11 protein-coding genes and 1 other RNA gene are annotated in these 12,767 nt (G+C 38.8%); 3 read left to right on the forward strand and 9 right to left on the reverse strand.

The window, feature by feature from the left end:
* Positions 1-82: 82 nt before the first annotated feature.
* The 7 genes from A5849_RS08765 to A5849_RS08795 all read right to left on the reverse strand — a co-directional run bounded on the left by A5849_RS08765 (position 83) and on the right by A5849_RS08795 (position 6,836).
* Complete coding sequence (locus A5849_RS08765) at positions 83-1,273, reverse strand: glycine C-acetyltransferase (RefSeq protein WP_002335037.1); 1,191 nt, start codon at positions 1,271-1,273, stop codon at positions 83-85.
* Positions 1,274-1,768: 495 nt separating this feature from the next.
* The gene (locus A5849_RS08770) at positions 1,769-2,452 is read right to left on the reverse strand and encodes an HD domain-containing protein (RefSeq protein ID WP_002313797.1); all 684 of its coding nucleotides are present in this window, start codon (positions 2,450-2,452) and stop codon (positions 1,769-1,771) included.
* Between the two features lie 80 nt (positions 2,453-2,532).
* A complete protein-coding gene (locus A5849_RS08775; RefSeq protein ID WP_002309354.1) occupies positions 2,533-4,029 on the reverse strand; it encodes a carboxypeptidase M32 in 1,497 nt (498 codons plus the stop codon).
* Between the two features lie 45 nt (positions 4,030-4,074).
* Positions 4,075-5,241, reverse strand: coding sequence for a class I SAM-dependent RNA methyltransferase (locus A5849_RS08780; RefSeq protein WP_002309357.1), 1,167 nt, complete (start codon positions 5,239-5,241; stop codon positions 4,075-4,077).
* Between the two features lie 157 nt (positions 5,242-5,398).
* Positions 5,399-5,766: RNase P RNA component class B (gene rnpB, locus A5849_RS08785), an RNA gene on the reverse strand.
* A 21-nt stretch (positions 5,767-5,787) separates the two neighbouring features.
* On the reverse strand, positions 5,788-6,207 hold the full coding sequence (gene gpsB / locus A5849_RS08790; RefSeq protein WP_002309359.1) for a cell division regulator GpsB: 420 nt from the start codon (positions 6,205-6,207) through the stop codon (positions 5,788-5,790).
* 89 nt (positions 6,208-6,296) lie between these two features.
* Positions 6,297-6,836, reverse strand: coding sequence for a DUF1273 domain-containing protein (locus A5849_RS08795; protein WP_002309361.1), 540 nt, complete (start codon positions 6,834-6,836; stop codon positions 6,297-6,299).
* Between the two features lie 63 nt (positions 6,837-6,899).
* Here A5849_RS08795 and recU point away from each other — a divergent pair, with 63 nt between their 5' ends.
* Both recU and A5849_RS08805 read left to right on the forward strand, forming a co-directional pair.
* Positions 6,900-7,547, forward strand: coding sequence for a Holliday junction resolvase RecU (gene recU, locus A5849_RS08800; protein WP_002309362.1), 648 nt, complete (start codon positions 6,900-6,902; stop codon positions 7,545-7,547).
* On the forward strand, positions 7,537-9,912 hold the full coding sequence (locus tag A5849_RS08805; protein WP_002309364.1) for a PBP1A family penicillin-binding protein: 2,376 nt from the start codon (positions 7,537-7,539) through the stop codon (positions 9,910-9,912). Before recU ends, A5849_RS08805 begins: the two co-directional genes overlap by 11 nt.
* A gap of 16 nt (positions 9,913-9,928) precedes the next feature.
* On the opposite strand, the gene nth is transcribed toward A5849_RS08805, so the two are convergent.
* Together nth and A5849_RS08815 are read right to left on the reverse strand one after the other, a co-directional pair.
* Positions 9,929-10,606, reverse strand: coding sequence for an endonuclease III (gene nth, locus A5849_RS08810; RefSeq protein WP_002309365.1), 678 nt, complete (start codon positions 10,604-10,606; stop codon positions 9,929-9,931).
* A 6-nt stretch (positions 10,607-10,612) separates the two neighbouring features.
* The gene (locus tag A5849_RS08815; protein ID WP_002309366.1) at positions 10,613-11,311 is read right to left on the reverse strand and encodes a DnaD domain-containing protein; all 699 of its coding nucleotides are present in this window, start codon (positions 11,309-11,311) and stop codon (positions 10,613-10,615) included.
* A gap of 267 nt (positions 11,312-11,578) precedes the next feature.
* Here A5849_RS08815 and A5849_RS08820 point away from each other — a divergent pair, with 267 nt between their 5' ends.
* The gene (locus A5849_RS08820; RefSeq protein WP_002309367.1) at positions 11,579-12,766 is read left to right on the forward strand and encodes a tetracycline resistance MFS efflux pump; all 1,188 of its coding nucleotides are present in this window, start codon (positions 11,579-11,581) and stop codon (positions 12,764-12,766) included.
* Position 12,767: the final 1 nt, after the last annotated feature.

Below are 12,767 nucleotides of genomic sequence, written 5' to 3' on the forward strand. Positions count from 1 at the left end.
TTTTTACTACTATATTCAGATGATTAACAATATATGCGTGAACATGTTCTCTAATTTCAAATATGCGAAAAAACTAAATTAGTTAAATAATTTCCATTTCTTTTCCTATTTTTTGATAAATCGCTACTGCTTCATCAAGCATTTCCTTTGTATGTTCCGCAGTCGGCATATTTCTGATTCTACCTGTCCCCAGAGGAACAGTTGGATAAACGATTGGTTTAGCATAAATCCCATGTTCGATCAGTTTCTTAGAGAAAGTCTGAGTCACTTTTTCATCTCCTAAAATAACTGGAGTGATAGGTGTTTCAGACACACCGATGTTATAGCCGACTTTTTTCAATTCTTCTTTAAAATAATTAGCATTTTCCCAAACTTTTTCGACAAGTTCCGGATGTTCTTGCATCAAAGAGATCGAAGCCAACGCAGATGCAGCTGCTCCAGGAGTTAGCGAGGTAGAAAATAGAAATGGCCGGCTTCTGGCTTTCAACCAGTCAATCAGTGTTTTTGAACCAGCTACATAACCCCCAACAACACCTACAGCTTTCGATAACGTACCCATTTGCATATCAATTTTGTCGCTTAATCCAAAATGTTTGACGGTTCCTGCACCTTTTCCAGTTACACCTGAGCCGTGCGCATCATCTACATAGGTGATGAGTCCATATTTTTCGGCGATTGGGATGATTTCCGGCAATCGTGCAATGTCTCCATCCATGGAGAAAACCCCATCTGTGATATACATGATTTTTTTATATTTCTTACTTTCTACGGCTTCCTTTGCTTTATTCTCAAGGTCTTCCATATCTTGATGTTTGACTCGGATGATTGTTGCTCCGGATAAACGACATCCATCAATGATAGATGCATGGTTTAATTCATCCGATAAGATAGCATCTTCTTTTGTCATTACTGCAGAGATAGCGCCCATATTACAGTTGAATCCAGATTGAAAGGCGATTGCAGCTTCTGTCCCTTTGAATTCTGCGATTTTTTCTTCTAATTGTTGATGGATCTTCAGCGAGCCATTGATTGTTCGGACTGCACCTGCTCCTACGCCATAAGTTTCAGTTGCTTCAATACATGCTTTCTTCAATTCTTTGCGATTGGCAAACCCGAGATAATTGTTGGATGCCAGATTGATCATCTTTTTTCCGTCTACGATGATACAAGCACCATTTTCGCTTTCTAGTATATCGATCGTGTTGTACAATCCCTTTTCTTTCAGTTGCTCCAATTCTCTCTCCAAATACGTCGTTAACTCTTTGGAAGACATGGTCTCCACCTCCATATTCATCTGTCTTGCAGAACATCCCAAACATATATCTTGTCATTCATCTACGAAGCAAGTATGCCACACGATTGGTAACGCTTACATTAATTATGAGAGTTATTTAACCATATTTTTTATTTACTGCATCTTTTTACTTTCCAAGAACTTGGATAGTATGAAAAGTTAACTTTTAAATAATGGTGGTATATTGATTTACCTAGAAAGAAAACACAACAAAACCATTGATGGAAGCTAACTAGATAAAATCTAGTATATTCTGAATTTTTAAACTATTTATCGCATAGACCAATAAAAAATAAAAAAATAAGCAAAAAGCTTTCATCTTTATTTATCAGCAATTTTTAATCTTATTATCTGATCATTTTTTCACAAAATATTTATATTGAATTTGAAAAAAGACTGTGATAAATGTCTTATCACAGTCCCTTCTTCCGAATAAACGGTGTTCTCCTGCCAACTCCTCGGTCACAATCTCCATCATTTTTTGTTATTTTTGATCCAATTTTCTGGTGTGAAAGATGGATCGTCAATAGACCACTCTAGAAAAAATTCTTCTAAAAATTCACGCATAAAGCCTTCTCTACGTTTGGCTTCTTTGTATCCGTAATCAGTGTTCATTTTATCAGGTAACAAGAACAGTTTTTCATAAAAATGATTGATCACTGTCGTGCCTTTTCGGTAATTTTTTTTATCCTTGAATGTTTGTGGATACAGTTCAGAATCAAAAATCGGGTGTCCATGTCCTCCACCGAAATAAGCAGTTCGCAAAATGCCGATTGCTCCTAACGCTTCGATACGATCAGCATCTTGAACGATCTTCCCTTCCAAAGATAGTTCGACTGCTTCAGAGAGATTTTTAGAAAAGGACATATTTTCGATAATGGCAAAAATCATTGAAATCTGTTCCTCTGTGATTGGCAAAGAGCGAAGAAATACACGAAGCTGTTGCTTTGCTTCGTTCTCATCTTTAACGACTTTATCATCAATCGTATCATGCAAGTAAGCTGCTGCAAGCGTCACAAAACGGTCTGCCTGCGGTTCCGTATCCAAAATTCTCTCTGCTAGCTTGACGACTCTTTTGGTATGATCGCTTCCATGTCCCGTTTGATCATGTGCTAATTTTTCCATGCTATAATCAGCGATTACTTGTAATTTATCCATCCAGTCCACTTCTTTCTTAAGTAAATAGCTGAAAACATCTAATCGATTAGATGAATTCCAGCTATCTTTATAAATAGGTTTTATTTTACTTGATATACATTGAAATATAGCTCTCTCATGTAATCGATCAGATATTGCGGATTAAGTGGTTCATGCGTTGCATCCATAATCAATTGATTTGGCTTTCTAGATGCACCATATTGATGGATATGCTCTGACATCCAATTTTTGATTGGAGAGTAATCATCTGACGCTAGAACATTTTCCACATCTATTTCTTGCTGCAAAGAATGAAGTAATTGTGCCGCATACATGTACCCCAATGCATAAGATGGAAAATAACCAAAGCTTGCACCTGACCAATGAACGTCTTGTAGGATACCTTCCACATCATTTGTTGGTCGTATTCCCAGATACTCTTCATATTTTTGATTCCATATTTCAGGTAATTCAGCAACACCTACGCCTTCATTGAAAATCATTTTTTCGATTTCATAACGAATGATGATATGGAGAGGGTAAGTCAAACTGTCTGCCTCGATACGAACCAAACTTGATTGTGTATGTTTCAATGAACGATAAAACTTGTCAAAAGGAATATCATCGAATGTTCCTTCTGCACATTCCTGGAAGAAAGGATATTGCTTTTTCCAGAAGCTGCGACTACTTCCCACAATGATCTCATTAAACAACGATTGTGATTCATGAATACCCATTGATGTGCCTTGATAAACCGGTGTATAAGCATATTTATCATCGATGTCTTGTTCATACATTCCATGACCAGCCTCGTGGATCACTCCAAAAACAGCCATTTTGAAATCTGTTTCGTTCCAGCGTGTCGTGATCCGTGCATCATTTGGATTGATTCCAGTCATAAATGGGTGGACAGTGTCATCTAGACGACCACGACTAAAATCATAACCAAGTTGTTCGATCACTTTTACTACAAATCTCTTCTGTTGTTCCTTTGTCATTCTCCGATTTAAGAAGTCTGTTTCAGGTTCCGTCCCTTTTTCTTGGAGCGCACGGCGGATCGTAAGAATTCCTTCTTTGAGTTGATCAAATACCTTATCGAGGATTTCAACAGTCATCCCAGGTTCATATTGGTTAAGTAGAACATCATAATCTGTCTTTTCTTCTTTTTTCCAATAAGGTATCAATTGTTTTGTCAATTCGATATTTTGGTTCAATGATTCTTGAAAATCAGAAAACTGTTGTGTTTCTCTAGCTTTTTGCCATTGACCATGAGCGGAAGAAACAGCAGCTGTATATTTTCTCATGAGATCTTCCGGTACGCGATGTTCTAAATCATACTCTTCTTTTACTTTGTCAAAAACGGACGTTCCGACTTCCGATAATTCTTCCGGATGTTCAGAAAAATAGCGAATGGCTTCTTTAATTTTTGGACCGATCTTTTTTGAAAAATAAATACTGTAAAGATAGCTATCTACTTCACTCCGGTATTCACTAGCTTTTTCTGGCATACCTGTTTGTGTATCCCAATCGAGGATTCCTAAAGCTTGTTGTAGAAGATTGATTTCTTTTACTTCTTGTAAAAACTCTTTTTCTTTCATTCCCTATTCCTCCAAACATCCAATTGAATGAATCAATTAGTCAGATTATTCGTCTTTCTCTTTTTTTCTAGGCGGACGAGTTCCCCAATACTGGAACAGATCCGTACGCAAAGCACCATTATACAATTTTCTTTTTTTGGTTGCTTTTTGTCCGTAAAATTCCTCAAACGCTAAGTCGCTAGTCAAGATATATTTACTCCATGTTTTTAATGGACGGAATACATCGCCCATTTCTTTATATAATTTTCGAACGGTTTCTTCTTCTCCTAGTCGTTCTCCGTATGGCGGATTAGCAACGATGACCCCATATTCTTTATCTGTCTTGAAGTCTTTCACTGCTTGTTGTTTAAAGACAATCGAAGAACCTAGTCCGATTTCTTCAGCATTGGCTTTGGCAATTTCAATCATTCGTCCATTGATATCTGAACCAGTAATATCTAATACAATATCATAATCTGCTTTTTCTTCTGCAGCTGATCGAACATTTTCCATGATTTCCTGACTGAACCAGTCCCAAGATTCGCAAGCAAACTCACGATTGAATCCTGGTGCGATATTATGGCCTATTAAGGCTGCTTCAATACAAAGCGTACCTGAACCACATACAGGATCATAAAATGGACGATCTTTCCGCCAATTTGTCAGCATCACAAGCGCGGCCGCCATGTTTTCTTTCAATGGTGCACCACCTTTTTCTAAGCGATAACCACGTTTGAATAAACTTGGTCCTGTCGTATCCAAAGTTAGCATCACATGGTCTTTCAGCAAAGCTACTTCCAATTGGAAATGTGCGCCTGTTTCCGTCAGCGGAACAGAAGCTGGACGATGATAATACGTGCGAAGACGTTCAACGATTGCTTTTTTTGTGATTGCCTGGCAATCAGGCGTACTATATAGTTTCGACTTGATTGATTTTCCAGCTACAGGGAAAGCTGCATCTAGTGGAAGAAAATCTTCCCAAGGCAATGCTTTTACGTTTTCAAACAATTCATCAAACGTATACGCATCGAATTCCCCAACCACGATTTTTACTCGATCTGCTGTACGTAACCATAAATTAGCTGTAGCGATTGTTTCCATTGTTCCTTCAAATCGTGCACGTCCGTTCTCAACTTGGCATTCAATTCCAAGATCTCTTAATTCTTTACCAACCAGTGCTTCGAGACCGCTTGCCGCAGTTGCGACGAGGTTGAATTTCCTGTTTTTTTCCATACATAATCTCCTTATTTATAAAAAAAGGGGGGTGGGACATCAGTCAGTCCTACCCCACGCTTTTACTCAAACTCCGAATAACCGGTGACACAAAAGTCTGTTTTGTAATAAGAACAAAATACTTTTGTCACGACCTTATTCCCTGATGTTTGCGGTTTTCTATAAGCCATGTTCTGTACTTTGCTTTTCCAGGGAGAAAAAGCAAAGTGGTAACCATCTATCTGCAGTTGTACTGCCTTTTTGTCTTGTTCTTCTTCCAAACAAAAAGCGCCCCTACCATTGTTTGGGTTGCTCGCTCGAGGGGTTTACCGCGTTCCACCGGATGGGTTTCCCCAGCCGCTTCGTCACTGTGGCACTTTCAAGAATACTTAAGCATAGCCGAAGCCTTAGCTTGTTTTCCTGCCGTTACTCCAAAGAGTACCTTAGCTTATGTTTTCGCTAAGCACGAACACTACAGGCATCACAGCCTGTGCGAGCATGGACTTTCCTCAGCCTGATCAAGTCAGACCGCGATTACCCGAAAACCGCAAATTCATTAGTCAAAAATTAAAATTGACGTGTTTTTTCATTATCATCTAAGCTTGTATCTGCATTTGTGTAGTTATTTGGATTAGGTTGTGCTGGTTTAACTGCACTTGCTTGTTGATCAAGCTTTTTACCAAATACTTCACGTTCAAGGTTTGACAAGCGTTTTAAGATATCGAAATTGGTTACTGCTGCGCTCTTCGGTACTTCTGTTTGCTGCACACGTGTTTGAGCTGCTCCTTGAGTTTTAGATAATTGAGCTACTTTTGCACTCAATCGATCGTTTTCTTCTTGTAAAGCAAGGAGTTCTTTGCTGTAAGTTTCATAATCTTTGATGATATTGTCTAAGAATTCATCAACTTCAACGGGATCATAGCCGCGCATTTTTGTTTTGAATTCTTGTTGTAAAATGTCTTTAGGACTATAAACCAAATTCGCCATATTTACACCTCTAGTTTTCATTTACGTAATAACATTTCTACCTTTTTCATTGTATAGGAAAAAAGTTGATAAATCAAACACAATATCGATTATTCACTAAAATTTTGAAGATCGTCCATGCTGATCAGCCGAATTTCGTAAGGATGATCCGCTTGGTAATTCTGTGCATCTTCAAAAAAATACTTCGTTTTCCCAGGGAATTCTTCATCATAGATCAGCAGACAGCCTACTGTATGTTCAAGTATAAAACGAGTATGATTCTTTAGCTGACTAGGTGATTGGTAGGGTTGATGGCTAACAGCTTCGACATAATCTGCTAATTGCTCTGCTAATTGTTTTTTCTCTTGGTTCCCTTCATTCCAGTTATTACCAAAATCAGCAAAAGGATACAAAATACCAATGGAAAGTTCCGGATATTCTTCTTTCAATTCCGCTACTGTTTGCACGGTCCATAGTTCAACGCCCAAATTCCCACTGACAAGTACCCATTCCACCCCTTCTTCTGCTAACTGGCGGAGTTCCCTTTTTAAAACATTTTTAACAACTTGGATTTTAGGGTCATTTTCTTTAAAAACACCGAGTTCGAAACTTCGATACCCAGACACATAGATTACTTTTGACTTATCCATCTCAGATTCCTTTTCTTTCTATCTGCTTTTTTGCTATAATGTGGCCTAGGAGTGTGATTAAAGATGGTATTGCGCTATCCAAACGGCCAACCTTATTATAAGAATGCCTCTCCCGTCGAAAAAATTCAAGAAAAAAGAAAACAAATCACCGAATTCGGCAATCGGGGGATGCGCTTTGAAGAAGCAATCAATGAAAGTAATGAGTATTATCTTTCCCGCGGGTTGGCAGTTATCCATAAAAAGCCTACCCCTATCCAAATCGTGAAAGTAGACTATCCTAAGAGAAGCGCTGCTGTAATCAAAGAAGCCTACTTTACCCAAGCCTCAACCACAGACTATAATGGCGTCTATCGAGGCTTTTACTTGGACTTTGAAGCAAAAGAAACCAAGAACAAAACATCGTTTCCCTTTAAAAACTTCCATGCCCATCAAATCGAACACATGAAAGCATGCCTCGAACAAAAAGGAGTCTGCTTTGTCTTATTATGGTTTTCGACATTGAAACGCTGTTTTTATTTGAATAGTGTTCATTTGATTGCTTACTGGGATGCTCAAAAGGAAAAAGGACGCAAATCACTGCCTTTATCATTGATCGAAGAACTAGGAATAGAGATCAAAACTGGTATTTCTCCGCGGATTCCTTATTTGGACGCGGTTGACTTCTATTTATCAACATTATCTATTGAAGGAGAAAGCAAGAATGGCAAATGAACAAACTAGAAGCTCTAGACGACAGAAACAGCCTACTCCTAAAAAGAGTGTGAAGAAGAATTCTGGCAAAGGTTCTGGGAAGACTTCTGGACCACATAAAAAAGGATTATTTATTAAAATCCTTTTAGGCATCCTCTCGTTTTTCTGTATCCTCTTTTTAGCAGGTGTAGGACTGTTCTGGTATTACGCAAAAGATGCACCCGAATTGACAGATAAAAAATTGGACGCTACCGTATCTTCCAAATTATATACACAAGATGGCGAATTATTCGAAGATCTAGGTGCGGAAAAGCGAGAAAAGATTTCTGCAAATGAATTACCGAAAACATTGGAAGATGCGATCGTGTCAGTAGAGGATCGGCGTTTTTATAAACATATCGGGGTTGACCCTATTCGGATCATCGGTTCTGCCCTTTCTAATTTCACCTCTGGCGGTCTACAAGGCGGAAGTACTTTGACACAACAATTGATCAAACTTTCCTTCTTCTCCACCAGCGCCGAGGATCAGACCCTGAAACGTAAGGCTCAAGAAGCGTGGATGGCTGTAAGATTGGAACAGAAAAAATCGAAACAAGAAATTTTGACCTACTACGTAAATAAAGTGTACATGTCAAATGGTTTGTACGGGATGGAGACAGCTTCTGAGATGTACTTTGGTAAGAAACTATCAGAACTTTCTTTACCACAAACAGCATTGCTTGCTGGAATGCCGCAAGCCCCTTCTGCCTATGATCCTTATGTTTATCCCGATCAGGCGAAGAAAAGACGAGATACTGTTTTGTATACGATGCTTCAAAACGAAAAAATCTCTCAAACAGAATATGATCAAGCTGTCAATGTACCGGTAACGGATGGTTTGCAAGAGCTAACTCAATCTGATGACAACACTAAGATCGTCGATAATTATGTCAAAGAAGTCATCAATGAAGTACAAGAAAAAACAGATAAGAATGTCTACACAGACGGTTTAGAGATTTATACGAATTTGGATCTGGATGCTCAAAAGAAACTATATGATATCGTCAATACGGATCAGTATGTCTCTTATCCAGACGACGAGATGCAAGTTGCCTCCACGCTTATCGACACAAATACTGGGAAAGTCAAAGCCCAGATTGGCGGGCGTCACATCGCAGAAGACGTGACTTTAGGCAACAACTTAGCAGTGAATACTTCCCGTGATTTTGGTTCTACGATGAAACCTGTCACAGATTACGGACCAGCTTTTGAATATTTGAAATATTCTACTGGAAAAACTATCACTGATGCGCCGTATAACTATGAAGGCACTTCTACTCCTGTAGGAAACTGGGATAATCAATATATGGGCACCATTACTTTACGCCAAGCACTTTACTTATCCCGTAATGTTCCAGCAGTCAAATTATTCAATGAAGTCGGTTCAGATAAAGTGGCTTCTTTCTTAAAAAATCTTGGGATCGAATACAGCACGATCCATCAATCGAATGCGATCTCTAGTAATACGGAAGAACAAGATGGGACAAAATACGGAGCTTCTTCCTTAAAAATGGCAGCAGCCTATGCGGCTTTCGCCAATGGAGGAACCTATTACAAACCTCAATATGTTAATAAAATCGTCTTCCAAGACGGTACAGAAGAAACTTATGAACCTGATGGAAAAACAGCCATGTCTCCAGAAACAGCTTATATGATCACAGACATTTTAAAAGATACAATCACTGAAGGTACTGGTACGAATGCGCAAATCGCTGGGTTATATCAAGCCGGTAAGACCGGAACATCAAATTATACAGATGACGAATATGCGAAACTTGGTATTTCTTCTGGTGTATATCCAGATATCCTATTTGCGGGCTATACACCAAATTATTCGATTTCCGTGTGGACAGGTTACAACAAGAAAATGACACCTGTCACTTCAGAATCGTCACACGTGGCCTCTGATGTTTATCGCGAGCTTATGCAATATGTTTCAGCTAACGTGACAAATACAGACTGGGAGATGCCAAGCGGTTTGATTCGTGTGGGCGGTGAACTGTACTATAAGGATCAATATACAGTGAAATCAAATACAGTTGCGCCATCAACAACTATTCCTTCTTCCAGCTATGTCCAGGCTCCTGAAAGCTCAACAACAGAGACGACGACTCAAACTAGCTCTACTAGTCAAAGTGAATCAACCGCTGAGTCCTCAACAGAAAGCACGACAGCAGAGACAAGTGAGCCAGCGTCATCAACGACGGTTCCTTCTTCTTCATCTGAAGAAAGCTCGACGCCGTCTTCATCTACTCTTCCTTCTTCCAGTGAACCAGCAACTAGCGAAGCGGATGCTGCAAATGACCATACACCATCCAGTAGCACCTCAGCTTCTGGAAACAGATAGAAAAAAGAAACCACGTCTACAGGCGTGGTTTCTTTTTTAGCGTCTTTTCTTTTAGGCGCATCCGATTTTTCCCATCTTGACATATTGATAGCAAAGGACACACCTCACACTTAGGATTTCTTGCTGTACAATGATATCTACCGAAAAAAATCAGTGTATGATGTGTCTTTACCCATAATTCTTGCGGCACTTTCCGCATCAGTGTTTCTTCTACTTCCATGACCGAGGCATCTAGTTTGCAGATCCTCAGTCGTTTTGAAACACGCTCAACATGGGTATCTACTGCGATTGCTGGTATCCCGAATGCATCTCCTAATACGACATTTGCCGTTTTTCTGCCCACGCCAGGAAGAGACATCAATTCTTCTCTTGTCGTTGGTACTTGTCCGTCGAAACGTTCAATCAGCTGCTGCGCACACGCTTTGATATTTTTTGCTTTGTTACGATACAAACCAATCGTTTTTATTTTGAGGATGATTTCATCGATTGAAGCATCTGCTAATGCATCAGGTGTCGGGAAGGAGGCAAACAAATCTGGCGTTGCTTTATTTACTGATACATCTGTCGCTTGGGCACTTAAGATCACTGCAATCAATAACTCAAATGGATTATTGTGTTTCAGTTCTCCGTGTGCTTCTGGGAACATTTCATACATCGTTTCTAGAGCTTCCATCGTCTTTTGTTTGCTTAACATATTCTGCTACTCCTCCAACCAATTTTTCAGCGAAACTTTTGGCAATTCTTCTTGTTGAGTCGGCTGTTCTACTTCTCTTTGAAGAAGTTGCTGTTTCCTTCGTTTTTGGTCTTCTTCTACTTGCTGTTTTGTACGTAGATTTTTTCTTTCCCACGATAGCAAAATGCGGTCAATGTAATTAAAACTATAAGCCTGATTCAATACGGCTTCCCGTAGTGCTAGCTTCAAAATTTCCGGCTGATAATGGTCTTCTTCTAGCCATTGACCAATCCGCTGGAACTCGATCGAAGAAAGCGGACGTCCAAATTCTTGTTCAAATAATTGATACACTGACTGGATTTCTTTTTCTTGTATTTTTTCTTCGTATTTTTTTTCTTGTGTTTTTAAATACTCACCTAATTGATCATAAATAGGGTAAAGATTATATCGATCTGCTTTTTTACCATTGACAATCGTCGTTTCTATCTTGATAAATCCATTTGTTACGAGACGATCCAGTATTTGAAAAATCTGGTCTTGTTTGATTCCCATATCTATAGCAATCATCTGCAAATCAGGGAAAGTATCTCCTTCAAGCTGTGCCATGTGCAACTGTAGAACAAATAAAAATTCTTCAGATTGCAGACCGATCCTATGATAATTTTTAAGTAAAAGATTAGATATGACTGTTTGTCCAGCGCTTAAGTATTTTTCTAAATTCAACATGATTTCTCCTCCGCTCAATCACAGTATACGTAAAAAAAACATGGGAAGCAAGAACAGGTTTCTTTTCTATTGCTTCACTGATCGGTCAGATTTATAGTGTCGTCTACTTGATTTTTGTTTGTTTATGTTTTTGATGTGCATTTTCACTTTTCGGAATAAATAAGTCAAGTAGATTTCGCTGCTCCTCATAATGTTGACAAGGAAACAAAATTACTGTACACTTTTTTTGTTTCCGAGTTAACATTATTGTATAAAGGAGTTTTTTAAATGTTCAGTTTCACAAATAAACATTCTAAAGTTTTTGGATATATTTCTGTCTTATTCACTGGATTAGGATTTACTATCGTCAGTCCTGTACTTCCTTTTTTAGTGCTTCCTTATTCCCACTCCGCACATCAGCAAGCTTTCTATATCACTTTGCTCATGTCTGTTTATGCTCTAGCTGCCTTCTTATCTGCCCCCATTCTCGGTAGCTTAAGTGATCATTTCGGGCGTCGTCCGATCCTTATTATCAGTTTATTAGGATCAAGTATTGGATATTTGATTTTTGGTTTAGGAAATTCGATATGGATGTTGTTCCTTGGTCGTATCATTGAAGGATTGACAGCAGGAGAAATCTCCACCTTATATGCTTACTTTGCCGACATCACGGAACCTAATGAAAGAACCAAAGTTTTTGGATGGATGGGTGCTTTAGTCGGTATAGGAACAACGCTTGGTCCTATTATAAGTGGTCTATTAGCTGAATTGGGAAATTCTGTTCCTATATTTATTGGAGCACTCTTTACTTTCTTAAATGCCGTTTATGGCTACACATTTATGCAAGAAAGCCTTCCAATAAAAAAACGTTCAGTAGATTTAAGTTTCTCCCATGTAAGACCTTTTCACCAATTACAACAATTATTCAAGATTTCATCCGTTATTCCTTTATTGACAGTCGGTTTTGCTGTTTGGTTAGCGGCTGGCTCTCTGCAATCTATCTTTTCTCAATTTTCGATTGACACCTTTCAGTGGAAAGCGGGGTTGGTTGGTTTAAGCTTCTCTTTGATTGGAATCTTGGATATTGTCTCACAATTATTCATTATGCCTCGATTGCTCAAAAAATTTTCAGAACAGCAGATCACAAGAATAGGAATGTGCAGTGAAATCCTCGCCTATCTATTCATCACATTATCTGGAATTCTTCTACTGCCGGTTTTGTTTTTATTTGGGATTATCTGTTATGGTTTCGGCGATTCTATTTTTACTCCTGTATTCAATGGCCAACTATCCAATTCTGTTTCAGAAAACCAGCAAGGTCTTGTAATGGGCGGTACCCAAAGTATACAATCTCTATCGCGCGTCATCGGCCCGCTAATCGCAGGACAGCTTTATGCCGCAGCACCAGTTCTTCCGACGGTATTCGGATTTTTGCTTATAATCTTTGCCTATTATTATTACAATATAAAACATTAGT

The sequence above is a fragment of the Enterococcus sp. 10F3_DIV0382 genome, from assembly GCF_002140245.1.
Classification (GTDB): domain Bacteria; phylum Bacillota; class Bacilli; order Lactobacillales; family Enterococcaceae; genus Enterococcus_B; species Enterococcus_B lactis.